Genomic DNA, 24,809 nt, shown 5'->3' on the forward strand with positions numbered 1-24,809 from the left:
GGACACCGGGACGGCAGGACCGAACGCCGCGACCGTGCGGGCGAGAGTGTCGGTGATCTGCATGTCGTCCTCCTGCGTCGTGGTCAACGAACCCCATGGCCGGCGGATGGTTCCCCGCACGACCAGCCCTTCAGGCTATGGGCATCGGCCGTCGGCGCGCAAGAGCGAGTTCGCGACCTCCGAACGGACCGGCGGTGTGGTCAGCGCACCCGGACCGACAAGCACGTGACGCAGCCCTCGAGCTTCTCGAACTCGCTGACGTCGACGGTCACGACGCGGTAGCCGAGGTTCGACAGCAGCTCGGCCGTGCGCGGCGCGGACGCCGACATGAGCAGCGTCTCGTCGGAGAGCAGCACGACCGCGACGCCCTCCGGCTCGGGCACCGCGAGGAACCGCGGGAACAGCGAGGTCGTCTCGAGGAGGTCGGGGTGTCCGATCACCGTGCCGTCGGGCAACGCGGTCGCACCGCTCTTCAGGTGCAGCGCCTTCGTCATCGGCACCGCGACGACGGTGTACCCACGCACCGCGAGGATGCCGCGCAGCTGCCGGATGCCCTCCGCGTTGGTGCGGCTCGACGCGCCGACGTAGACCGTGCCGCCGACCTTGAGGACGTCGCCGCCGTCGAGCGTGCCGGGCGCGGTGATGCGGGCGATCGAGATGCCCGGGATCGCGCGGACGGCGCGCTCGACCGCCTCGACCTCGGGCTTGCGCGAGTCGGCGCCCGGGTTCGCCAGGACCGCGAGGTCGCCGAAGAACACGACGGTGTCCTCGATGAAGACCGAGTCGGGCAGGTCGGGGGCCGCGTCGACCTCGACGGTGTCCCAGCCCTCCGCGACGAGCGCCGCGCAGTAGTCGTCCCACTGCTCGTCGGCCTTCGCGGTGTCGACCGCGCGCCGCTCGAGGTGCGTCAACTCGCCCTCGCCGAGGTTCGAGGCGGGGATGCGCACGAGGGCCACGCGGCGCTGCTGGCGCCGGGGCCGGTGGTGCAGGACCGCCCGCTCGACGCGGGGCGCGAGGAAGATCTCGGCGAGCACCGCCGCGACGATGAAGACGAGGTTGATGCCCGCGAGCGAGCCGAGGAGGACCGAGAAGACCTGCCCGGTCACCTCGATGCCGCGCGAGAGGACGTTCGTGCTCGCGGCCAGGAGCGCGGCCAGCACCGCCGACGTGAGCCCCGCGAGCGCGGCGAGGAACCACGCGCGCAGCGCACCCGCGGCATTCGCGACGCACAGGAGCGCCCAGAGCACGACTGCGGCGAGCGAGAAGTACCCGAAGGCCTGCCCGAACACGGCAGGGTTCTGCCCCTGCGCGAGCGAGGTCGCGAGCACGCCGGAGACGAACGCCACGACCGCGACGGCCGCCGCGGACGCGATCGCCGCGATGCTCCGGCGCGCCACCGACGTCTGCGACGGGGAACGGTCCGGGACGGCGGGGAGGCGGATCGCGGGGGGCGTCGTCATGGCGCCAGCCTATCGGTGGCGGGCGGACCCGGACGCCGGGGCGCCGTCGCACGACGGCGCCCCGGCAGTCGGGATCCGGCTCAGCGCGCGGCGGCCAGACGTGCCGCGGCGATGCGCTCCGCGGCCTCGAGCGTCGTGATGCCCGCCGCGTCCGCGTCGCCGAGGACGGCGGCGACGACGTCGCCGATGCCGGCGATTCGCTGGTCGAGCTCGTCCTGGCCGATGCCCGGCGTGGACGCGAGGTCGAGGTAGACGACGCCGCCGGCGTTCACGACGAAGTCGGGCGCCCAGGCGATGCCCCGGGCCCGCAGGCTGCGGGCGACGTCGCGCTCGGCGAGCTGGTTGTTCGCGGCGCCGACGACGGCGCGCACCCGCAGCTCCTCGACGACCGGGCCGGTGAGCACGCCGCCGAGTCCGCAGGGCACGAACACGTCGGCCTCGACGCGATGCGCCTCGCCCGGCGCCGCCCACTCGGCCCCGAGTTCCTCCGCGAGCGCGCGCTTGGACTCCGCGACATCCGTCACCGTGAGCCGTGCGCCGCCCGCGGCGAGCGCGCGAGCCAGCCGGCCGCCGACCTGGCCGAGGCCGGCGACGACGAAGTGGCGCCCCGCGACCTCGCGGGATCCGAACACGTGGTCGAGGGTCGCGAGGATGCCGGCGTGGACGCCCGCGGCCGTGGCGTCGGCGGGCTCGCCGACGCCGCCCTGCTCGGCCGGCAGGCCGCACACGTGCTCGGTGCGCTCGTGCACGACGGCCATGAGCTCGGCGCTCGTGCCGACGTCCTCGGCGGTCATGTAGGCGCCGCCGAGCGACTCGACGGCGTCGCCGAGGTCGAGCATGGCGTCGTGGCGACGGGCCTCGTCGAGCGTGACTCCGGCGGGGATGCACACGACGGACTTGCCACCGCCACGGGCGAGGCCTGCGGCGGCGTTCTTGAGGGTCATCGCCTGCGAGAGGCGGAGGGCGTCGGCGAGCGCGTCGGTCCAGTGCTCGTAGTGCCAGACGCGGGCGCCGCCGAGGGCCTGGCCGAGGGCGGTCGAGTGCACCGCGACGATGATGGTGAGGCCCGAGCGCGGACCGCGCGTGATGAGCACGCGTTCGTGGTCGGGTGCGTCGAGGGGAAGTGCGGCGTGGACCTCTGCGGAGGGTGCCGGGTCGTGCGTGATCGTCATCGATCGTTCTCCTTGTTCATCGCCTTGTGGGCGCGGCGGTGCGGGCGCTTCGTGGGCGCCCTTCACCCCAAGGGTACTCCCGAGCGGATGCCGCTCCGGGCACCCTTGACGCGGCGGGACGTCAGTGGAAGAAGTGCCGTTCGCCGGTGAAGTACATGGTCACGCCGGCGGCCTTCGCGGCGACGACGACCTCCTCGTCGCGCACCGATCCGCCGGGCTGGACGACGGCCTTCACGCCGGCGTCGAGGAGGATCTGCAGCCCGTCGGCGAACGGGAAGAAGGCGTCGGATGCCGCGACGGAGCCGGCCGCGCGCTCCCCCGCCCGCTCGACCGCGAGCCTGCACGAGTCGACGCGGTTGACCTGCCCCATGCCGACGCCCACCGAGGCGCCGCCGGAGGCGAGCAGGATCGCGTTCGACTTCACGGCGCGGCACGCGCGCCACGCGAAGGCGAGGTCGGCGAGGGTGGCCTCGTCGGCGGGCTCGCCGGCGACGAGGGTCCAGGCGGCGGCATCCGCGAAGGCCCGGTCGGCCTGCTGCAGCAGCAGGCCGCCCGACACCTGCCGGATCTCGACCGCGGGCGGTTCGAACCCGGCGGGCAGCTCGAGCAGCCGGAGGTTCTTCTTCTGCGTGAGCACGTCGAGCGCCGCGGGCTCGAAGCCGGGCGCGACGAGCACCTCGGTGAAGATGCCCGCCACCGTCTCGGCCATCTCGCGCGTCACCGGGCGGTTCGCGGCGATGACACCGCCGAACGCCGAGACCGGGTCGCACTCGTGCGCGCGGCGGTGCGCATCGGCGATGGCGTCGGCTGCCTCGGATGACGCGACGGCGATGCCGCACGGGTTGGCGTGCTTGATGATCGCCACGGCGGGCGCCTCGAAGTCGTACGCCGCCCGCACCGCGGCATCCGCGTCGACATAGTTGTTGTACGACATCTCCTTGCCGTGGTGCTGCACGGCCTGGGCGATGCCCGGCCGGCCGCCGACCGCGGAGTAGCGCGCCGCCTTCTGGTGTGAGTTCTCGCCGTACCGGAGGTCGGCGTCCTTGGTCCAGGCCGCGCCCACCCAGGCCGGGAACGGCGACTCGTCGACCGCCTGGTCGGGTGCGACGACGCTGCCCATCCACGACGCGACGGCGATGTCGTAGCTCGCGGTGTGGCGGAACGCCTCGCGCGCCAGGTCGCGCCGCTGGGCGAGGGTGGTGCCGCCCGCCCGGACGGCTGAGAGGACCTCGTCGTAGCGATCGGGCGAGACCACGACGGCGACGTTGGCGTGGTTCTTCGCCGACGCACGCACCATGGCCGGGCCGCCGATGTCGATCTGCTCGACCGCGGCGTCGGGCTCAGCACCCGACGCGACCGTCTCGACGAACGGGTAGAGGTTCACGACGACGAGCTCGAACGGCTTGATGGCCAGTTCGGCGAGTTCGCGCTCGTGGCTCTCGAGTCGGAGGTCGGCGAGTAGGCCCGAGTGCACGCCCGGGTGCAGCGTGCGGACGCGCCCGTCGAGGTGCTCCGGGTAGCCGGTGACCTCGGCCACCTGCGTGACCGGCAGGCCCGCGTCGGCAATGGCCTTCGACGTGCCGCCGGTGGAGACGATCTCGACGCCCGCCTCGACGAGCGCCGCGGCGAGGTCGACGAGGCCCGTCTTGTCGCTCACGGCGATGAGCGCACGCCGCACCGGGACGAGGTCGCGTTCGCGGTACAGGCTCGGGTCGATGCTGGCTCCGCTCATCGGGCGAGCTCCTTCAGGTCGAGGTGCGAGTTGGCGATGTCGAGCACGGTCTGGATCAGCAGGCGGCGCTCGACGGGCTTGATGCGGTCGTGGAGGGTGGTCTCGGTGTCGCCGGGCAGCACGGGCACGCGCTCCTGCGCGATGATCGGCCCGCCGTCGACGGAGTTGTCGACCACGATGAGGCTCGCACCGGTCTCGGTCACGCCCGCGGCGAGCGCGTCGCGCACGCCGTGCGCCCCGGGGAACTCGGGCAGGTAGGCGGGATGCGTGTTGATGAGGTGCGGGCTGAACGCGTCGACCACGGCGGGCGGCACGAGCCGCATGAGCCCGGAGAGGATGACGAGGTCGGGCTGCCAGCGCCGCACCTGCTCGATGAGGGCCTCGCCCCACTCGTCACGGGAGTCGTAGGCGGTGAACGGCACGGTGAAGGCCGGGATCCCGAACTCCTCGCCCAGCCCCAGACCCTCGCAGTCGCGGTCGGCGCCGATGGCGACGACGCGAGCGGGGAACTCGGCGTCCTCCGACGCCTCGAGCAGCGCGCGGAGGTTCGATCCCGTGCCCGAGATCAGCACGACGAGCTTCAGCACCCTACGAGGGTACCGGTCGGCGGACGCCGCCCTCGGCCACGTGACCGCCTCGCCGGCGCCCGTGCACCTACGCGACGGGCGACGGGTCCTCGACCCACGGCTCGCGCGGAGCGTCGACCATCGCGTTCCGGGCGCGTGCCCGCGCGGCGAACACTCCCGCGAGCGCCCCGACGCCCACGCTCGCCGCCGCCGACGCGGCCACGAGCAGCGCGTCCGGTCCGACCTCGGCGAGCCGGCCCGGACCGGCGGCCCCACCGGACCACGCCGCGAACACCCCGAGCAGCGCCCCCGCGACCACGCCCGAACCGAGCCCGACGACGAGGGTCGTCCACCAGGGCGCCTCCTCGTGCACCGGGACGGATGCCGCGACGGCGATCGCGCCCGCGAACCCGAGCAGCACCGGCAGCGCGAGCCACAGCACCCCGAGCGGGGCGCCCCCGGGCGGCAGCGCCCCGAGCAGGGGCAGGCCGGGGACCGGACCGATGAGCGTGACGGCGGGCGACACGGTGGTGCCGGCGCCGAGCGCGAAGCCGGGGCCGAGGATCCAGGCCGCGGCCCACATCACGAGGTTCGGCACGAGGGCGAGCTGGACCATGGTGATCGTCGCATCGCCGTCGACGCCCGCGCCGAGCGTCTGGTACAGGCCGACGATGGTGGCGTGGTCGAGCACGATCCGGACGACGACCAGGAGCGCGGCGACCGCGATGACGCCGAACGCCGCGCCGACCCCGACGCGGACCGCGGTGCGCACGCCGTCGACCGCGACCCGCGGCAACCGGTCCACCCAGCCGCGAACGACGCTGGTCGTGGCATCCGTCGCCCACCCGAGGCGGGCGAACGCGCGGGCGATGCCGACGAGCGTCCCGGCCGCCATGACGAGGGCCGGCAGCACCGCCGACTGCCACGGGGACGGCACGGCGGCCTCGGTGGCGGCGAGCGCGCCCATGACCCCGCCGAGGATCCCGACGGTCACGACGGCCGCGGCGGCACCCACGACGGGATTGCCGCCCTGCGTCGCCCGCCGACCGATGCGGAGCGCGAAGGCGAACGTGAGCACGGCGAAGCCGAGCAGCGGCAGCGTCACGGTGAACGCCTCGTCGGCGCCGGGCAGCCCGACGGTCGCGGCCGTCACCGCATCGAGCCGGACCGTGACGTCGACGCCGTGCCCGAGCAGCCACAGGTCGCCGGCGACGCGGAAGAACACGTCGATGGGCGCGGCGAGCCCGAACGCGATCGCCCAGAGGAGCATGAGCGGCACGAGGGCCACGCCGTACCCGATGAGCGTCGACACCGACGCCTCGAGGGCGGCCAGCAGGGCGATCGTCGTGCGTCTCATCGCACTCGACCTTAATGCGCTGCGACGGGATCAGCCCGCAGGACGTGCGGAATCGATGCGACCCAGGGCCGCCCGGGCGTCGGCGTCCGTCTCGGCGATCGCCTCGCCGTCCGGATCGCCGGTGGTCGCGGCCTCGGCGACGGCGTCGTCCGCCTCCTCCGCCGGCGGTCGGCGCAGCAGCTCGACGAGCGCGACGGCCAGCAGGGCGAGCACGACCGTCCACACCACGGTCGACACCTGGATCGGGCGGTTGAACAGGAGGACGAGCGAGGCCACCACCGCGATCACGACGTAGGCCCCCACGCGATACCGGTGCAGCGCGACCCCGAACCGTCCCGTCGTGACCCCGCGCCGTTCGCCGGCCCGCCGCACGGCGCCGAACGCGTCGTCGGCCACGCCGCGCGCTGTCCGGGCCGGGCGCCACGGGCCCGACAGCCACGCGATGAGCGCGATCGCGATCGCCAGGACGGCGAGCGCGACGAGCGTCGAGACCATGAGCTCGGTGAGCCCGCCGTAGATCGCCTCGGCGGCACCGGCGGGCATGATCGACGGACTCACGGTCGCGACGAAGAACAGCCGTCCCGTGCCGAAGCCCGCGAGGGTGAGCAGCATCGCGACGGCCAGGCCCGCCGCGGTCCAGACGAGGGCGGCGCTGCGCCGCTTGGCGACGAGGACGCCCGCGGCGAGGAGGACCAGCACCAGCACCGGCAGCCACGTGCCGACCGCGACGGCCAGCGCGTACACGGTCTGGACGAGCACGAGCGAGTCCACCTTCGCCACGACGACGCTCCGCTCGATGACAGGGATCGCCGAGGCGAAGTCGACGCCGCGGTCCGCCAGCCGCGACTTCACCTCCTCGATGATGGGACCGAGCTGCACCGACAGGCTGCCGTCGTCGCCGATCGCGAGCGCGGCATCCGGATCGCCCTGCAGCGCCGCGATGAACTGCCGGTGGCTGCCGCGAAGGGCGGCCGTCCAGACGTCCTCGAACGCCTCGGAGGTCACCACCCGGTCGACGGTCTGCCGGAGCAGCGAGCTGAGGCCCTGGGCGGCCGGACCCTCGAGCAGGCTGAGCGCCTGCTCGGCGCGCGGCGGCAGGTCGAGCGACCGGATGCCGTCGAACACGTCGGCGGTGAGCTGCGGGATGTCGACCTGCTCCTCGATCGCGTCGACCACCTGATCGCCGATGAAGGCCTGCACGGCGGGGTCCTCGCCGAGCGGCGCGAACGTGGCGACGAAGCGGTCGGTGTCGACCAGTTGCAGCCTCGCCCACGCGCTGACCACCGCGACGGGCGCGAGCAGCAGCCCGACGAGGACGAGGGCGACCGCGGCGACGGTGCGCCCTCGTCGACGCCTGGGACGGACCGGCGGTGTCCCGCCCGGCGGCGCGGCATCCGTCGGCGCCGCCGCCCTCAGCCGTGCGTTCTCAGCCTCGAGGCGGGCGATCTGCGCCCTCAGGTCGTCGTCAGCGGCCGTCGCGTCGCTCATCGCGTGCTCCCGTCATGCGTCCCCTGGCGCCGACGCTACCGGCCGGTCCCGTGCGCGAGGGGACGATGGTCCCGTGATTCGGATGCCGCGTCGGCGCTCAGTGCACGAACGCCTTCAGCAGCATCATCGCCAGCCCGAAGGCGGCCGTGGCGAGCGACCCGGCCACCTGCATGAGCGGACTGGCGCCGCGTCGGCGGAACGCGACGAAGCCGAGCACCGCGAGCACGACCACGCCCGCCCAGAGCGCCGCCCACAGCGCCACCGCATCGGGCACGGCCCGCGTCGCCCCGAGCAGCAGGATCACCGAGGGGATGAGCGCCGAGACGAGCAGTCCCAGCGAGCGTCGGAACGAGATGCGGAACGCCTCGCGCAGCCCGACCATGCGGTGGTCGTCCATGCCGTGGTGCGCGACCGTGCCGGCGTACACGTGCGCCGCCCAGAAGACCAGCACGGTGACGACGACGGTCACGAACGTCGTCCACGAGCTGTCGCGATGGCCTCCGGCCACGACGATCATGCCCGACACGAGGAGGACGCCGTACACCGACTCCTCGGTGACGAAGCTCGCCCGCAGGAGGTGCACGGCGCTGCGGGGCTCGGTCATGGCACCATGCTGCCACGCCGACGGCCCCGCCGGCATCGCCGACGGGGCCGTCAGGTGCGGTGCGCGAGGCGGGCGATCCCGCCCGGCCCCGGCATCCGCTGGCTACGCGTTCAGCGCCTCGTACACCTCGCGCAGCAGGCGCGCGGTCTCGGACGGCGTCTTGCCGACCTTCACGCCGGCGGCCTCGAGAGCCTCCTTCTTCGCCTGCGCGGTGCCGGCCGAGCCGGACACGATCGCGCCCGCGTGACCCATGGTCTTGCCCTCGGGCGCGGTGAAGCCCGCGACGTAGCCGACGACCGGCTTCGTGACGTTGGCCTTGATGAAGTCCGCCGCCCGCTCCTCGGCGTCGCCGCCGATCTCGCCGATCATGACGATCGCCTTGGTCTCGGGGTCGGCCTCGAACGCGGCGAGCGCGTCGATGTGCGTGGTGCCGATGATGGGGTCGCCGCCGATGCCGATCGCGGTCGAGAAGCCGAGGTCGCGCAGCTCGTACATCATCTGGTAGGTCAGCGTGCCCGACTTCGACACGAGGCCGATCGGCCCCTTGCCCGTGATGTTCGCCGGGGTGATGCCGACGAGCGACTCACCGGGGCTGATGATGCCCGGGCAGTTCGGCCCGATGATGCGGGTCTTCTCGCCCTTCTCCTTGGCGTAGGCCCAGAACTCGGCCGAGTCCTGCACCGGGACGCCCTCGGTGATGATGACGAGGAGCGGGATCTCGGCGTCGATGGCCTCGACGACGGCGTTCTTCGTGTAGGCGGGCGGCACGAACGCGATCGACACGTCGGCGCCGGTCTGCTCGATCGCCTCCTGCACGGTCGCGAAGACGGGCAGCTCGACGGGGTTGCCGTCGGCGTCCTTGTGCAGCACCGTCGTGCCGGCCTTGCGGGCGTTGACGCCGCCGACGACCTGGGTGCCCGCGGCGAGCATGCGCGCGGTGTGCTTCGAGCCCTCGCCGCCGGTGATGCCCTGGACGATGACCTTGGAGTCCTTGTTCAGAAAGATGGTCATTGCTCTCGAATCCTTACTACGCGGCGTTCGCCAGCTCGGCGGCCTTGTCGGCGCCCTGGTCCATGTTCTCGGCGAGGGTGACGAGCGGGTGCGCCGCCTCCTCGAGGATGCGGCGGCCCTCGGCGACGTTGTTGCCGTCGAGTCGCACGACGAGCGGCTTGTTCGCGGTCGAGCCGAGCTCGGCGAGCGCGCCGACGATGCCCTTGGCGACCTGGTCGCAGGCGGTGATGCCGCCGAAGACGTTGACGAACACGGCCTTCACCTGCGGGTCGCCGAGGATGATCGACAGGCCGTTGGCCATGACCTCGGCCGACGCGCCGCCGCCGATGTCGAGGAAGTTGGCGGGCTTCACGCCGCCGTGGTTCTCGCCGGCGTAGGCGACGACGTCGAGCGTCGACATGACGAGGCCCGCGCCGTTGCCGATGATGCCGACCTCGCCGTCGAGCTTGACGTAGTTGAGGTCGAGCTCCTTGGCCTTCGCCTCGAGCGGGTCGGTCGCGGCCTTGTCCTCGAGGAGCGCGTGGCCGGCGTGACGGAACTCGGCGTTCTCGTCGAGCGTGACCTTGCCGTCGAGCGCGATGACCTTGCCGTCCTTCTCGAGGATGAGCGGGTTCACCTCGACGAGGGTCGCGTCCTCCTTCTCGTACACCTCGTACAGCTTGACGAAGACGTCGGCGACCTGGTCGACGAGCTCGGCGGGGAAGTTCGCGGCGGTCGCGATCTCGCGCGCCTTCTCGGGGGTGATGCCCGCGATCGGGTCGACCTCGACGCGCGCGAGCGCCTCAGGCTTCTCGACGGCGAGCTGCTCGATCTCCATGCCGCCCTCGACGCTGGTCAGCGAGAGGTACGAACGGTTGGCGCGGTCGAGGAGCACCGAGAAGTAGAACTCCTGGGCGATCTTCGCGCCCGCGGCGACCATGACGCGCTTGACGACGTGGCCCTTGATGTCGAGCCCGAGGATCGCCTTCGCGGCCTCCTCCGCCTCGTCGGCGTTCTTCGCGACCTTCACGCCGCCGGCCTTGCCGCGGCCGCCGGTCTTCACCTGCGCCTTGACGACCACGACGCCGCCCAGCTTCTCGGCCGCCGCGCGCACCTCTTCGGGCGTGTCGGCGACGATGCCCGGGAGCACCGGCACTCCGTACTTCTCGAAGAGGTCTCTGGCCTGGTACTCGTAAAGATCCACGCTCTGCTTCCAATCGTTCCGCGGTTCGCGCGTAGGGATGGTGGGTGAGGGGGCCCGGGTGACCTCTCGACATCGAGATACCTCGATGTCGAGATAAACGGGCCGCGACCATGGTACCCCTCCCCCGCGACGCGCCCGAACCGGCCGATCCTCGCACGTCGGGCGCCCCGGGTCACGGGACCTCCGGCCGGTGGCATCCGCCCCTCGGCGCTGCGAGACTGCCCCCATGACGGATGCCGCTGCCGAACCCCTGCATCGCACCGATCCGCACGACGGCAAGGTGCACGAGAAGCTGAACTGGCTCCGTGCCGCGGTGCTCGGGGCGAACGACGGCATCGTCTCGGTCGCCGCACTCGTGGTGGGCGTCGCCGCGGCCACCACCGACCTCGGCGCGATCCTCGTCGCGGGCGTGGCATCCGTCGCCGCGGGCGCGATCTCGATGGGCCTCGGCGAGTACGTGTCGGTGTCGAGCCAGCGCGACACCGAGCGCGCGCTCATCGCCAAGGAGCGCGCGGAGCTCGCCACGATGCCCGACCAGGAGCTGGCCGAGCTGGCCGAGATCTACCGTGGCAAGGGCCTGTCGGAGGCGACGGCGGCGCGGGTCGCCGAGGAGCTCACCGCGCACGACGCGCTCGCCGCCCACCTCGAGGCGGAGTTGCACATCGCCGAGGCCGACGTGGTGAACCCGTGGCACTCCGCGTGGGCGTCGGCCGCCTCGTTCCTCGCCGGCGCGATCCTGCCGATGGTCGCCATCCTGCTCCCGCCGCCCGAGTGGCGGGTCGTCACCACGTTCGGTGCCGTGCTCACGGCGCTCGCCATCACGGGGTGGCTGTCCGCGTGGATCGGCGGCGCGCCGCGCGGCCGCGCCGTCGCGCGCGTGGTCGTCGGGGGCGCCCTGGCGCTCGCGGTGACGTGGGCGATCGGCGCGCTGCTCGGCGGCGCGGTCGCCTAGGCGGGTGGACATGGTCGAGGCGCGCATCGGAATCTCCGGCTGGCGGTACCGGCCGTGGCGGGGCGTGTTCTACCCCAAGGGCCTGCGGCAGGCCGACGAGCTCGCCTACGCGGCCGAGCGCATGACCTCGATCGAGCTGAACGGCTCGTTCTACTCCCTGCAGCGTCCGGCGAGCTGGCTGCGCTGGCGCGACGGCACGCCCGACGGCTTCGTCTTCGCCGTGAAGGGTCCGCGCTTCATCACCCACGTGAAGCGCCTCGGCGACGTCGACGCGCCGATGGCGAACTTCTTCGCGTCGGGCGTGCTCGACCTCGGGGCCAAGCTCGGCCCCGTGCTCTGGCAACTCCCGCCGACGCTCCGCTACGACGAGGGGCTGCTCGACGCGTTCCTCGCCCGACTGCCGCGAACCCGAGCGGATGCCGCGGCGCTCGCCGCCCGCCACGACGACCGCATGTCGGGGCGGGCCTCGTTCCCGGCGGCCGCGGCCGGCGCCACGGGCGAGACCCCCATCCGGTACGCCGTCGAGGTGCGGCATCCGTCGTTCGAGGAGACCGCCGACGAGTGGGCGGCCCTGCTCGCGCGCCACGGCGTGGCGTCGGTGACCGCCGACACGGCGGGCAAGTACCCGCGGCTCGACCGCACCACCGCGGACTTCGCGTACGCGCGCCTCCACGGCGAGGAGGAGCTGTACGCCTCGGGCTACGACGATCCGTCGCTCGACCGCTGGGCCGAGTGGACCCGCGCGCACCTCGAGGCGGGGCGCGACGCCTACCTGTACTTCGACAACGACATCAAGGTGCGCGCGCCGTACGACGCGATGGGCCTCATCGCGCGCCTGCCCCGGCCGGCGTCGTCGTCCGCGGCGGCGGCTCCGGCGCCGGCTCCGGGCGATCCCTGACGCCCGGCGACGATCGCGGGACTAGCATGTCGCGCGTCGGGGGCTGACGCCCGCACGCCGCAGAGAGGCGGTACGCACGATGTCGACATCGCAATCGGAACCCGTGCTCGAGCTCCGCATCCACGGGGTCAACAACACGCCGCCGCACGAGATGCTCGACCTGCCGCCCGGCGACGTCGAACTCGCGTTCGGCGACGACCTCGGCAGCTTCTGGCATCCGACGCCCGACGCCGTCGACCGCGGCCGGATCGACCGGGTGCACGGCGAGACGTCCCGCGGCGTCGTCGATCCCGACGAACCGCCGCGTGGGCGCGTGCCGCACGGGATCCACCGGGAGACGTACTCGTGGGGCGGCATGGTCCGGACCGCGCCACCCGAGTCGGGCCTCGGCGGGATCGTGCTCGCGGTGCTGGCCCGCGCCGCCTGGACGCTGCTGCTGCCCTTCAGCATCGCGAACGCCGCGATCTGGGCGTGGCAGCTGCCGTCGCCGACCGCCGGCCGTCGCATCCGCCTCGGCGCGGCCGTCGTGCGCACCGCGTGCCTGACGCTGACGCTCGTGCTCGCGCTCTCCCTCGCCTCGGTGGCGATCGACCTGTTCGCGCTGCAGTGCTTCCGGGGCGGACAGACGGTGTGCGCGCCCCTCGGCGACGCCGGCGCGACGTTCGCCGCCTGGAAGGACGAGCGACGCGTCGCCCTGTTCTCGCTCCTGCCGGTCCTCGCCCTCGTCGCCGTCTTCCTCGTCGCCAGGCTGTCGATCCTCCGCTACAACGTCGCGGGCCGCATCCTCGGCGGCGCGGGGACCGACCACGGCGAGCGCCCGCTGCTGGCCGAACCCCGCTTCTGGCTCACCCGCACCGAGACCGACCGACTCGCGACGCTGCACCTCGCGGCGGGCATCGCCACCGTCGCGCTCGTGACGAGCTTCGCGTTCGCGAGCGACACCACCGGCGTCACCCCCTTCCTCACCGGCGCGTCCGTCCTCGTGGTGGTCGTGTGCGCGGCGCTCGTCGCCACGACGGACTCCACGCCGTACGAGCTCACGCGCGCCGATCGCCGGATCCCCGGTGCGCTGCTCGCCGCGGCCGCCGTGCTCTACGCGGCCCCGGCGGTCGTGCTCGGGTTCCACGGCGACATCCGACTGGAGCCTCGCATCATGGGACAGGCGTCGGACCGGATCCTGCTCGTCGTGGTCGCCGCGGCGCTGCTGCTCATCGTGGTCGCGTGGGCGCTGCCGGCCCGCGAGCGCGAGCGACGGGCCTGGCGTGGCCGCGGGGCCGCGGTGTTCCTCACGCTCGGACTCGCCATCGAGCTCCTGCTCGGCTCGCTGCTCAACGTCCTCGCGGGCGACTGGTTGAACGGCCCCGCCGCCGCGAACCGGCTCGACCAGCCCTACCCCGACTGCTCGGGCGAGGACTGCCTGCCCGGGGAGATGACGATCGGCCCGTTCTCCGCGCCGTTCCTCGGCCTGACGCTCCTGGCGATCGCGGTCGCCGCGGTGGTCGTGGGCGCCATGATGATCCGCCCTCGGGACGTCGGCGCCCGGGCACCGCACTCGGCGTCGGCGACGGATGCCGCGTCGGCCCGCGCGGCGCTCACGGAGCTGCTCGGCCGCGAGATCGCGCAGAAGCGCGCACTCGCCGCACGACTGCACCTGGCCGAGCCGATGGTCGGCGCCCTCGCGGTCGCCTTCTTCGCGGCGACCGTGCTCGCGGTCGCGCTGGCCGCGTACCCGGGCCTGCTCGGTGCCGTGCTCCCCCCGGGGACCGCCGCGGCCGTTGCGACGGCGTTCGCGCGGTGGATCGACGCCTCGCTCATCGTCTGGGTCGTGATCGGCCTCGCCGTGACGGCCGGACTGGTCCTCGGCGGGCGCCGATCGTCGCGCCCGCTCGCGCTCGTGTGGGACCTCGCGTGCTTCCTCCCCCGCGCCGGACACCCCTTCGGCGCGCCCTGCTACGCCGAGCGAGCCGTCCCCGAGGTCGCGCGTCGCGTGCGCTGGTGGCTCGACCTGCCGCCCGTCGACCGCGACGGCACGCCCGAGCCGCGCTCGGTGATCCTCGCCGCCCACAGCATGGGCGCGGTCGTGGCCGTCGCCGCGCTCTACGCGCTGCGCAACGATCCGGCGTGGGCGTCGTATCGCGACCGCATCGCCCTGCTCACCTTCGGTGTGCAGCTGCGGCCATTCTTCGGGCGGTTCTTCCCCGAGGTGCTCGGTCCGGGCGTGATCGGCGCGGTGCCCTGCGGCCGCCCGAGCCCGTGGGCCCGGGACCCCTGGGCACGCGCCGACCTCGGTTCGACGGCCTCGACGGTTCCGGGCGGGTTCCCGGCGTCGGCCTGGGTGAGCCTGTGGCGATTGACGGACTACCTCGGCTTCCCCGCGCGCTCGATCGGGTCGGTCGGGAACGACCGCGACCGGTACACGGAGGAGATCGACCTCAGCGGTTACGTCGGCGTCGTCGACACGCACCGCTGGTACTCGCGCACTCCGGCGTACCATCGCGCGCTCGACGAGCTGCGCCAGCGGCTCGGGGCCGCGTCGGGGCGCTGACCGACCCGGCGGGGTCGCTCCGGCAGGTGCCGGACGGCCGCCGTCAGAGCTTCTCGATCGGGGCGATCTTGATGAGGAGCTTCTTCTGCCCGGCGGCGTCGAAGGCGACGTGCGCGATGCGCTTGCTGCCCTCGCCGGTGACCTGCCGCACGGTGCCCTCGCCGAAGTCGGTGTGCCGGATGCGGTCGCCCGCCTCGAGCGTGAGGTCGCCGTTGTCGCGGACGGTGCCCGTGACCCGGTTCGCCCACTCGGTCTTCGTCGCGGCCGACTTGGTGACGCTGAACCGCTCGAGGTCGCGGTCGCGCGTGCCCCAGGCACCGCCGCCGGCGCCGCCGTAGCCGCCGCGGCGCGCGTTGAGCGCGCGGGGCTGGCTGCCCCCTCGGCTGTTGGCCATGCCGGGCGACTGCTTCCAGTCGACGAGCTCGTCGGGGATCTCCTGCAGGTACCGGCTCGGCATCGCCACCGACACCTCGCCGAACTGGGCGCGGCTCATCGCGAGCGAGAGGAAGAGCCGCTTGCGGGCGCGCGTGATGCCGACGTAGAACAGGCGTCGCTCCTCGGCGGGGCCGCCCGGTTCGGAGGCCGACATCTGGTGCGGCAGCAGTCCCTCCTCGAGCCCGGTGAGGAACACGGCGTGGTACTCGAGGCCCTTGGCCGTGTGCAGGGTCATGAGCGAGACGGTGCCGGATGCGTCGTCGAGTTCGTCGGCGGCGGCGACCAGCGACACCTGGGTGAGGAAGTCGACCAGCGTGGCGCCCGGGTTCTCGCGGTCGAAGTCCTTGGTCTGCGCGAGGAGCTCCTCGACGTTCTCCGCCCGGGTCTCGTCCTGCGGGTCGCGGCTGCCGCGGAGGGCGGCGACGAGTCCGGAGCGGTCGAGGAGGAGCGCGAGCACGTCGGAGACCTTCGCGGCGCCCTCGTTCGTCCCCTCGTCGATGCCCTTCTGCGACGGCACGAGCATCGCGGCCGCCTCGTCGAGCACGTTCGCGAGGTCGGTGATCGCCTTCGTCACCTTGGGGCCGAGCCCCAGCCCGTCGGCCGCGCGCATCGCCTGGCGGAACGACAGGTCGTTCTGCTCGGCGAAGCTCGCGAGGCTCGTCTCGGTCGCCGGGCCGATGCCGCGCTTGGGCGTGTTCAGGATGCGGCGCAGCGCGAGTTCGTCGAGCGGGTTGGCGACGGCGATGAGGTACGCCATCGCGTCCTTGATCTCGGCGCGCTCGTAGAACTTCGTGCCGCCGACGACGCGGTACGGCACGGCCGAGCGGACGAAGATCTCCTCCAGCGCACGCGTCTGCGCGTTGGTGCGGTAGAAGACGGCCATGTCGCGGTAGGCGACGCCCGCTCGGTGCAGCGCCTCGATCTCGTCGACGACGAACTGCGCCTCGTCGTGCGCGGTGTACCCGGTGTACCCGGTGATCTTGTCGCCGTCGCCGTCGGCGGTCCAGAGCTTCTTGTCCTTCCGGTCGAAGTTGTTCGAGATCACCGCGTTCGCCGCCGACAGGATGTTCTGTGTCGACCGGTAGTTCTGTTCGAGCAGCACGACCTTGGCGCCCGGGAAGTCGCGCTCGAACTCGACGATGTTGCGGATGTCGGCGCCGCGGAAGGCGTAGATCGACTGGTCGGAGTCGCCGACGACGGTGAGGCTCGCGCCGGGGATGCGCCCCGAGGCATCCGTCATGCCCCGCACGAGCACGCCGTGCGCGTCGAGCTCGGCGACGACGTCGGGTTCGACGGGCCGGGTCAGCTCGCGGATGAGCGCGTACTGCGCGTGGTTGGTGTCCTGGTACTCGTCGACGAGGATGTGCCGGAACCGTCGCTGGTACAGCGCCGCGACCTTCGGGAAGGCGCGGAACAGGTAGACGGTCTCGCTGATGAGGTCGTCGAAGTCGAGGGCGCTCGCGTCGCGCAGCCGGCGCGTGTACTGCCGGAAGATCTCGAGGAACATCACCTCGTTCGGATCGTTCGTGTTCACGTTGCGCGCGAACGTCTCGACGTCGGAGAGCTCGTTCTTGAGCTTGGAGATCTTGGCCTGCGCGCTCGCGGGCGTGAAGCCGAGGGTGTCGGCATCCAGTTCTTTGATGATGCGCTTCAGGATCGTGCGCTGGTCGGCGGAGTCGTAGATCGTGAACGTGCTCGACAGCCCGATCGCCTCTGCCTCGCGCCGCAGGATGCGCACGCACGCCGAGTGGAACGTCGAGATCCACATGCCGCCCGCGGCCTCGCCGAGCAGCGCCTCGACGCGCTCGCGCATCTCGGCCGCGGCCTTGTTGGTGAAGGTGATCGCGAGGATCTGGCTGGGCCACGCCTCGCGCCCGTCGATGAGGCTCGCGATGCGGTGCGTCAGCACCCGGGTCTTGCCCGACCCCGCGCCCGCGACGATGAGCAGCGCGGGACCGCGGTACTCGACCGCCTCGCGCTGCTGCGGGTTCAGCCCGGCCGTCAGCCGGTCTGATGCCGCGTGGCCGGCGCCGTGCGCGGCCCCGCTGCGTTCGTCGGTGGCCGAGACGGGCGCCTCGCGCCAGCCGGTCGGGTCGTCAGGGTCGAGGATCAGCGTCATGTCCCGTCAAGTCTAGGCGCGCCATCCGACAGCGCTCCCGGCGCACTGCCCCGCCGGCCCGCCGGCGCCCGCCCCACCGCGGACGCAGATCGTCGCTCGGGCGGGCGCGGAGCGACGATTCGCGTCCGGCGCCGACGCGCGGGGGGCGTCACGCCTCGGCGAGCGCGCGCCGCGCCTCGATGCCGAGGTCGGGGTGGTCGAGGAAGACGCCGTCGACGCCCGTCCGCAGGATGCGCGTGAACTCGCCGAGCCAGTCGCCCCAGGCGGAGCGTGCCGCACCGCGGCGGAACGGCGGGGCGAGGAACCGGTTCTCGGGACGCAGGGTCCACGTGTACACCACGAGCCCGGCCGCGTGCGCCGCGTCGACGAGGGCCGATCCGCGCAGCGGCGCATCGGGCCGGACTCGGCGGGCCGCGCCCGCGACATCCGTCGACGAGGCCGGCCCGCCGACCAGCCGCGCCTTGCCGACGCTCACCCCGTCGACGACGCCCGCGAGCCCGGCGAGCCCCGACGCGGTCGCGAACGCGTCGTACGTGCGCGCCGCCGCCCCGTCGGCCGCCACGAGGTCCCAGGGCGCCCCGCGATCCTCGAGCAGCAGGACGCGCGTGCCGCCGATCCCGGCATCGCGGAGCCGGTCGAGCAGCGTCGGCTCGAACGCCTCGGAGATGAGCCGGTCGTCGCCGCGACTCCACCCTGCGGCGGCGAGCTCGGCCGCGAAGAGCTCGTCGAGCGGCAACCCCAGCGAGGCGAAGTACGTGGCGTGCTTGAACTCGGCGACGAGGCGGATGTTGCGCCGCGACTCCTCGGTCGCGGCATCGAGCAGCCTCAGCAGGTCGCGGAACCGGATGACCGGGTAGCGGCCGTCGAACGTGGCGCTCTGCGGGCGGATGCCGCCGAGCCGCTCGGTCGCGCGGAGGGTGGACAGCTCCGCCCACGTGAAGTCCTCCGTGAACCAGCCGGTCAGCGCCCGGCCGTCGATCTCGCGCGTGGTGCGGCGCGACGCGAACTCGGCGCGCGACGCGACATCCGTGGTGCCGGAGATCTCGTTCTCGTGCCGGAGCACGAGCACGCCGTCGCGCGTGGCGACCAGGTCGGGCTCGACCGCGTCGGCGCCGAGCGCGAACGCGAGGCGGTACGCGGCCTCGGTGTGCTCGGGTCGGTAGCCGGGCGCACCGCGGTGGCCGATGACGAGCGGATGCTCGACGGGCCCTGGCAGCATCCCCTCAGCGTAGCCACGGCCTCCGCGGCGCAGCGGAATCAACCGCGGATTCTCGGCGTTGACACGGATGGACCCGATAGATTGGGACTTCCTTCTCCACCCGACGGAAAGCCGAAAGCAGAGGAAACCACGGCAATGGCACTCAACAACCCCGCCTTCTCACGTAACGAGGCGTTCTCCAACCAGGGGGCGGTGGCTGTCGCGCAGGACATGTCCGCCCAGCAGTTGCAGGACATCTACAACCGGCCCGCCACGCTGCCCGACCGCGAGGTCATGACGGTCGAGGACACGATCCAGAAGTCGGCCGCCGCCTTCGGGCTGCTCGTGGTCGGCGCCGCGATCGGCTGGATCACCATGCAGTCGATCCCGTTCCTCTGGATCGGCGCGGGCATCGTGGGCTTCGTCCTGGCGCTCGTGAACATCTTCAAGAAGGAGCCGTCGCCCGGTCTGGTGCTCGCCTACTCGGCGGTGCAGGGCGTGTTCGTCGGAGGCATCTCGGCCTACTACGAGGTGATGTTCCCTGGGGTCGTCGCTCCCGCGGTCATCGCGACCCTCGCGGTGGTCGGCGTGACCCTGGCGCTGTTCGCCTCGGGCAAGATCCGCGCATCCAAGAGGGCCACGAAGGTCTTCCTGATCGCCATGGTCGGCTACCTGGTGTTCTCGCTCGTCAACTTCGGGCTGATGATCTTCAACGTGACGGACGACCCGTTCGGCCTCCGCTCGTGGGATGGCTTCTTCGGCATCCCGCTCGGCGTGATCCTCGGTGTCTTCGTCGTGATCATGGCGGCGTACTCGCTCGTGCTCGACTTCGACTTCATCCAGCAGGGCGTGCGCAACCGCGCCCCGAAGAAGTACGCGTGGACCGGTGTCTTCGGCATCATGGTCACCGTCATCTGGCTGTACCTCGAGATCCTGCGCATGCTCGCGATCATGCAGTCGAGCGACTAGCAGCGGATGCCTCGCACGTGAACGGGTCGCCCTTCGGGGCGGCCCGTTCCGCGTTCCACTGCGCCCGCGCCCGTCTCCTCACCGCGACGTCGGGCGCGACGCGCGCGCGAGCAGCACCGCGCGCTCGCGCTCGTTCGCGGTGAGGCGGGCCGCCTCGGCGAAGGCCTCGCGTGCGGCATCCGTTCGCCCGAGCCGTTCGAGCAGCTCGCCGCGCACCGCCTGCAGCGGGTGGTACGTCGCGAGCCGGCGGTGGGCGGTGAGCTCGTCGACGATCGCGAGTCCGGCGGCGGGACCGTCGGCCATGGCCACCGCGACGGCGCGATTGAGGTCGACCACGGGTGACGGGGCGATCGCCCCCAACGCCTCGTAGAGTGCGACGATCGCACCCCAGTCGGTGTCGTCGACGGATGCCGCGAGGTCGTGCTGCTCCGCGATCGCGGCCTGCAGCGCGTAGGGGCCGCGCCCGCGCCCGAGCGCATCGGCGCGGGCGAGCGCGGCGCGCCCCCGCCCGATCGCCGAGCGGTCCCACCGCCGTCGGTCCTGGTCGGCGAGCAGCACCGGGTCGCCGTTCGCGTCGAGGCGGGCGGGGAACCGCGCCGCGGTCAGCTCCATGAGCGCGACGAGCCCGTGCGCCTCGGGCTCGCGGGGCACGAGTCCGGCGAGCACGCGCGCGAGCCGCAGCGCCTCGCGGCTGAGCTCCGGGCGCATGAGGTCGGCGCCGGCCGACGCCGAGTGCCCCTCGTTGAAGATCAGGTACAGCACGCCCAGCACGGTGCCGAGTCGCTCGGGGAACTCCGACCGGGGCGGCACCTCGAACGGCACGCCCGCGTCGCCGAGGGTCTTCTTCGCGCGCACGATGCGCTGCTGCACCGTCGAGACGGGCACGAGGAACGCCCGCGCGATCTCCTCGGTCGTGAGGCCCGCGACGACGCGCAACGTGAGCGCGACGCGTGCCTCCCGCGAGAGCACCGGATGGCACGACACGAACACGAGGCGCAGCACGTCGTCGTCGATCGCATCGGGGTCGTACGGCAGGCCGCCCGCGGCATCCGTCGCCTCGGCCCGTTCGCGCTCGAGGTCGTGGGCGATCGCGGCGAGCCGCTCGTCGTACCGCTCGCGGCGCCGCCACCCGTCGATCGCGCGACGCTTGGCGACCGCGGTGAGCCACGCCCCCGGGTTCGAGGGGGTGCCGCCGGCCGGCCACTGCGCGAGCGCCTCGGCGAGCGCGTCCTGGGCGAGGTCCTCGGCGAGCGCGAAGTCGCCGACCAGGCGCGTGAGCGTCGCGACGATGCGGGCCGACTCGATGCGCCAGACGGCGGCGACGGCCCGCCGGGCGGACTCGGGGTCCACCGGGCGGGCCGTCGCGGCATCCGTCTCGTCGGTCACGTCGGGCACGCGGTCGCGCGGCCGGTCACGCCTGCGCGGCGCGCTGGGCCTGCTCCTCGCGCCAGCCGGCCTCCTTCTGGATCCACTCGTTGTCCTGCGGGAAGTCCTCGATCTCGGTGACGCGGCGCACCTCGAGCTTCGAGCCGGGGCCGAGCGGGCAGCGCTTGGCCCACTCCGCCGCCTCCTCCTTCGAGGCGACCTCGAGGATCCAGAAGCCGTTGAACAGCTCCTTCGTCTCACCGTAGGGGCCGTCGGTGACGAGCGGCGGCTCGGCGGAGAAGTCGACGACGAAGCCCTCGCTCGCGTCGGACAGGCCCTCGCCGGCCAGCAGCACGCCCGCCTTCATGAGCTCCTCGTTGTACCGGCCCATCGCCTCGATGACCTGCTCGAAGGGGATGTCCTGGTACGCCTGCACGGCCTCGTCGGTGGCCCGCATGATCAGCATGTACTTCGCCATGGTGGTTCGCTCCTCGCGTGTCCGGGTCGCTGTTCGACCCTCTCATTCATGACGTCGAACGGGAAGACGCCCGATCGACACGGTCGCCGAAGACTTTCGAGCGGATGCCGCGGGCCGGGTCAGATGCCCAGCGACGCGATCGAGGCGCGAAGCGCGTCGGCCGACTCATGCAGCTTGCGGCGCTCCTCGTCGGAGAACGGGGTCTCGCCGAGGGGCGTGACGCCCGAGGAGTTCACGATGCTCGGCACCGAGAGCGCCACGCCGTCGACGCCGTGCACTCCGTCCAACACGGCGCTCACGGGGAGCACGGCCGACTCGTCGCCGAGCAGGGCCTCGACGATGCGGGCGCCGGACAGGCCGATCGCGTGGTTCGTGGCGCCCTTGCCCTGGATGATCCGGTAGGCGGCGTCGCGCACCTCGGCGGCGATCTGGTCGAGCTCCTCGCGCCGGAAGCCCTGTCCGTGCGCCCACTCGAGGATCGGCACGGTGCCGACGTTCGCGCTCGACCAGAGCGGGAACTCGGTGTCGCCGTGCTCGCCCACGATGTGGGCGTGCACGCTCGACGTCGCCACGCCAGCGCGCTTCGCGAGCAACCACCGCAGGCGCGCCGTGTCGAGCACGGTGCCCGACGAGAACACCCGGTTGGACGGCAGACCCGAGATCTTCTGCGCCGCGACCGTGAGCACGTCGCAGGGATTCGTGACGAGCATGTAGATCGCGTCGGGCGCGCGCTCGAGCAGCTTCGGCAGGAGATCCTCGAGGATCCGTACGTTGGTGCCCGCGAGATCGAGTCGGGACTGGCCCGGTTCCTGCTTGGCACCGGCGGTGATCACGACCACGTGCGAGCCTTCGACGACGGCGAGGTCGTCGCCGCCCGCGATGGTGCTCGATCCGACGAACGGCGTGCCGTGCGCGAGGTCGAGCACCTCGGCGTCGACCTTCGCCGTGTTCACGTCGTACAGGGCCACGTGCCGCGCCGACCCGCGGATGAGCGCCGCGTACGCGAGGCTCGCGCCCACGCTCCCGGCTCCGACGACGGTCAGCTTCGCGTTCTCGACCACACCCATGTCGCCATCCTTCCGAACCGACGGGCGGATGTCACGAATCGGCAACGGGCCCGCAGTGGAATCGCCCGATGTGGTTCGATCGTCCGGAGCCCTCCGCGTGATCCTCCGGCGTCGGGCGACCCGTCGACCCGAATCCCGCCCGGAGCCCTCTTGCCCTCACACCGCTCGGGACGTGCCGCGCCCCGGTCCCGCCCGACCGCCCGTCTCGCTCGAGGATGGTTCCTCGTCGCGCTCGCCACGGCCCTCGCCGTGGTCGCCCCCGGCACGGCGATCGCGTCGCCGACGGCGGCCGTCGGGACCGCGACGCCCGCTGCCGCGGTTCCGGTGGTGGCGGCCGAGACGGCGACCGATGCGAGGATCGCGGGCACCGTGGTCGGGGTGCACGGGAGTCCGCTGTCCGCGGTGACCGTCAGGCTCCACCGCATCGACGGCAGCGGCATGATCGCTCTGAACTCGCGAACGACCGATACGACGGGCACCTTCTCGTTCTCCGGGCTCGCTGCCGGTGACTACACGCTGGAGTTCACGCCGAAGTGGGAGTCGAATCACCTGCAGACGTGGTGGGGCGGGGCTGCAGCTCAGGCCGAGGCCGTCCCCATCCGAGTGGGAGCGAGCGAGCAGGTCACCGGTCTGCGTGCCGAGTTGCGCCCCGGAGCGGTGGTGACCGGCGTCCTGACCGACGAGCATGGCGCGCCGCTCGTGGGCCATGTCGTCGCCCTGCTCGGTGCGAGCAGCTGCCAGGCCGTCCTCTGGGAGCAGTCCCTCGCGGGCGGGGTGTTCCGCTTCAGCGGACTGGAGCCCGGCACGTATTCGCTGTACTTCTGGAACGGCGGGCCCGACGAGCGAACGTTCATCGGGGAGTACTGGCGCGACCAGCCGGAGTGCGATCTCGTGGATCGCTTCGAGCTCGCCCAGGGCCAGGTCCTGGGCGGGATGGATGTCGAGCTCTCCACCCGCCGGGTCGAGCTTCGGAACCCGACCTTCAGCCCCTCCTCACCATCCGTGGGCGTGCCGCTCACGGTCGAGGCCGCATCGCCGACGCCGGGCGTCGTGTTCGATTACCAGTGGGGCGCCGGGTACGTGGCGATCCCCGGCGCGACCGGTCCAACGCTCACTCCATCGGCCGAACACCTCGGGAAGAGCCTGTACGTCCGAATCACGGCTCACGCCCCGGGTTTCGCGCCGGTCCTCCTGACGGCATATGCCGGCACCGTCGAACCGCCGCCGCCGCCCCTCGACTGGGGCCCCGTGGTCCGGCTGTCCGGTCCGGATCGGTACGCGACGTCGGTCGCCGTCTCCCGGTCGCAGTTCGCTCCCGGCGTGGACACCGTGTTCATCGCGAGCGGAGCGGCGTTCCCCGACGCCCTCTCGGGCGCGGGCGTCGCAGCGTCGAGGAACGGCCCCCTCCTGCTGACGCCCGCTGCAGGCCTGCCGCAAGTGGTCATCGACGAGATCAAGCGCCTCAAGCCGAAGATGGCCATCATCTTCGGCGGCACCGGGGCGGTGAGTTCCAAGGTCCAGCAACAGCTCTACGAGCTCACGAACCAGCACCACGTGGCGCGCTTCTCGGGGTCGGATCGCTACGCCACGTCGGTGGCCATCTCCCGGATGGAGTACAGCCCGCTCGCGCCGCCCGTGGTGTACGTCGCCAACGGCATGGACTTCCCCGATGCCCTGTCCGGCGCACCCCTCGCGGGGCGGGAGCGCGGACCGCTCCTGCTGTCGACGGCGACGGCGCTCCCGAGCCCGATCGCGGCCGAACTCGACCGGCTGAATCCGCAGCGGATCGTCATCCTCGGCGGCACCGGCTCCATCAGCGACGCCGTCGCTCGGCAGCTCGGGACGTACACGAGCGGTGGCGTGACGCGACTCGCAGGCGCCGACCGCTACCAGACCTCCGCGGCGATCTCGAAGGGGAGCTTCGATGTCGGTGTCCCGGTCGCCTACATCGCGAACGGGGCGAACTTCCCCGACGCGCTCTCGGGCGCGCCGGTGGCGGGTATGCAGGGCGGGCCGGTCCTGCTGACGCCGGCCTCCGCGCTCCCCGAGGCGGTCGTCGACGAACTGCAACGCCTGCGACCGGAACGCGTGGTGATCCTCGGCGGGACCGGCTCGGTCAGCAGCGCCGTGCAGCAGCAACTCGACGGACTGGGCTGAACGACGGAGGGCGCGGACCGCACGGCCCGCGCCCTCCCCACGTCACCTCCGCG

The 24,809-nt window shown here is 72.7% G+C and carries 19 protein-coding genes; 5 read left to right on the forward strand and 14 right to left on the reverse strand.

Features of this window, described 5'->3' with window-relative positions; translation table 11 throughout:
* Positions 1 to 200: 200 nt before the first annotated feature.
* The 9 genes from ddaH to sucC all read right to left on the reverse strand — a co-directional run bounded on the left by ddaH (position 201) and on the right by sucC (position 10,573).
* The gene (gene ddaH, locus RH861_RS10440) at positions 201 to 1,460 is read right to left on the reverse strand and encodes a dimethylargininase (protein ID WP_310520934.1); all 1,260 of its coding nucleotides are present in this window, start codon (positions 1,458 to 1,460) and stop codon (positions 201 to 203) included.
* Between the two features lie 80 nt (positions 1,461 to 1,540).
* Positions 1,541 to 2,632, reverse strand: coding sequence for a Glu/Leu/Phe/Val dehydrogenase dimerization domain-containing protein (locus RH861_RS10445; RefSeq protein ID WP_310520935.1), 1,092 nt, complete (start codon positions 2,630 to 2,632; stop codon positions 1,541 to 1,543).
* Positions 2,633 to 2,753: 121 nt separating this feature from the next.
* A complete protein-coding gene (gene purH, locus RH861_RS10450; RefSeq protein WP_310520936.1) occupies positions 2,754 to 4,364 on the reverse strand; it encodes a bifunctional phosphoribosylaminoimidazolecarboxamide formyltransferase/IMP cyclohydrolase in 1,611 nt (536 codons plus the stop codon).
* On the reverse strand, positions 4,361 to 4,951 hold the full coding sequence (gene purN / locus RH861_RS10455; protein WP_067945049.1) for a phosphoribosylglycinamide formyltransferase: 591 nt from the start codon (positions 4,949 to 4,951) through the stop codon (positions 4,361 to 4,363). Before purN ends, purH begins: the two co-directional genes overlap by 4 nt.
* A gap of 67 nt (positions 4,952 to 5,018) precedes the next feature.
* Complete coding sequence (locus RH861_RS10460) at positions 5,019 to 6,287, reverse strand: cell division protein PerM (protein ID WP_310520937.1); 1,269 nt, start codon at positions 6,285 to 6,287, stop codon at positions 5,019 to 5,021.
* 30 nt (positions 6,288 to 6,317) lie between these two features.
* Complete coding sequence (locus RH861_RS10465) at positions 6,318 to 7,775, reverse strand: hypothetical protein (protein ID WP_310520938.1); 1,458 nt, start codon at positions 7,773 to 7,775, stop codon at positions 6,318 to 6,320.
* Between the two features lie 97 nt (positions 7,776 to 7,872).
* Entirely contained in the window at positions 7,873 to 8,379 is a 507-nt protein-coding gene (locus RH861_RS10470; protein WP_310520939.1) for a hypothetical protein, read from the reverse strand.
* A 102-nt stretch (positions 8,380 to 8,481) separates the two neighbouring features.
* Positions 8,482 to 9,390: a succinate--CoA ligase subunit alpha gene (gene sucD, locus RH861_RS10475; protein ID WP_310520940.1), complete on the reverse strand. Its 909-nt coding sequence runs from the start codon at positions 9,388 to 9,390 to the stop codon at positions 8,482 to 8,484.
* Positions 9,391 to 9,406: 16 nt separating this feature from the next.
* Positions 9,407 to 10,573, reverse strand: coding sequence for an ADP-forming succinate--CoA ligase subunit beta (gene sucC, locus RH861_RS10480; protein WP_310520941.1), 1,167 nt, complete (start codon positions 10,571 to 10,573; stop codon positions 9,407 to 9,409).
* A 226-nt stretch (positions 10,574 to 10,799) separates the two neighbouring features.
* Here sucC and RH861_RS10485 point away from each other — a divergent pair, with 226 nt between their 5' ends.
* The 3 genes from RH861_RS10485 to RH861_RS10495 all read left to right on the forward strand — a co-directional run bounded on the left by RH861_RS10485 (position 10,800) and on the right by RH861_RS10495 (position 14,968).
* Positions 10,800 to 11,525, forward strand: a complete 726-nt coding sequence (locus RH861_RS10485) for a VIT1/CCC1 transporter family protein (protein WP_310520942.1) — start codon at positions 10,800 to 10,802, stop codon at positions 11,523 to 11,525.
* Between the two features lie 10 nt (positions 11,526 to 11,535).
* Complete coding sequence (locus RH861_RS10490) at positions 11,536 to 12,423, forward strand: DUF72 domain-containing protein (RefSeq protein WP_310520943.1); 888 nt, start codon at positions 11,536 to 11,538, stop codon at positions 12,421 to 12,423.
* A gap of 79 nt (positions 12,424 to 12,502) precedes the next feature.
* The gene (locus tag RH861_RS10495; RefSeq protein ID WP_310520944.1) at positions 12,503 to 14,968 is read left to right on the forward strand and encodes a hypothetical protein; all 2,466 of its coding nucleotides are present in this window, start codon (positions 12,503 to 12,505) and stop codon (positions 14,966 to 14,968) included.
* A gap of 43 nt (positions 14,969 to 15,011) precedes the next feature.
* Here RH861_RS10495 and RH861_RS10500 read toward each other — a convergent pair whose 3' ends face one another.
* Positions 15,012 to 17,522 (reverse strand): ATP-dependent helicase, encoded by a 2,511-nt coding sequence (locus RH861_RS10500; protein WP_310520945.1) that lies wholly within the window; start codon positions 17,520 to 17,522, stop codon positions 15,012 to 15,014.
* A gap of 148 nt (positions 17,523 to 17,670) precedes the next feature.
* Entirely contained in the window at positions 17,671 to 18,741 is a 1,071-nt protein-coding gene (locus RH861_RS10505) for a glycerophosphodiester phosphodiesterase family protein (protein WP_310520946.1), read from the reverse strand.
* A 135-nt stretch (positions 18,742 to 18,876) separates the two neighbouring features.
* Here RH861_RS10505 and RH861_RS10510 point away from each other — a divergent pair, with 135 nt between their 5' ends.
* Positions 18,877 to 19,689: a Bax inhibitor-1/YccA family protein gene (locus RH861_RS10510; protein WP_310520947.1), complete on the forward strand. Its 813-nt coding sequence runs from the start codon at positions 18,877 to 18,879 to the stop codon at positions 19,687 to 19,689.
* Positions 19,690 to 19,767: 78 nt separating this feature from the next.
* Here RH861_RS10510 and RH861_RS10515 read toward each other — a convergent pair whose 3' ends face one another.
* The 3 genes from RH861_RS10515 to RH861_RS10525 all read right to left on the reverse strand — a co-directional run bounded on the left by RH861_RS10515 (position 19,768) and on the right by RH861_RS10525 (position 22,599).
* A complete protein-coding gene (locus RH861_RS10515) occupies positions 19,768 to 21,075 on the reverse strand; it encodes an RNA polymerase sigma factor (RefSeq protein ID WP_374760984.1) in 1,308 nt (435 codons plus the stop codon).
* A gap of 25 nt (positions 21,076 to 21,100) precedes the next feature.
* Positions 21,101 to 21,532, reverse strand: coding sequence for a YciI family protein (locus RH861_RS10520; RefSeq protein ID WP_067945026.1), 432 nt, complete (start codon positions 21,530 to 21,532; stop codon positions 21,101 to 21,103).
* 119 nt (positions 21,533 to 21,651) lie between these two features.
* Positions 21,652 to 22,599, reverse strand: coding sequence for an L-lactate dehydrogenase (locus RH861_RS10525; RefSeq protein WP_310520948.1), 948 nt, complete (start codon positions 22,597 to 22,599; stop codon positions 21,652 to 21,654).
* A 369-nt stretch (positions 22,600 to 22,968) separates the two neighbouring features.
* On the opposite strand from RH861_RS10525, the gene RH861_RS10530 reads away from it, so the two are divergent.
* Entirely contained in the window at positions 22,969 to 24,756 is a 1,788-nt protein-coding gene (locus RH861_RS10530) for a cell wall-binding repeat-containing protein (protein ID WP_310521382.1), read from the forward strand.
* Positions 24,757 to 24,809: the final 53 nt, after the last annotated feature.

This window comes from Agromyces indicus, assembly GCF_031432295.1.
Lineage (GTDB): Bacteria > Actinomycetota > Actinomycetes > Actinomycetales > Microbacteriaceae > Agromyces > Agromyces indicus.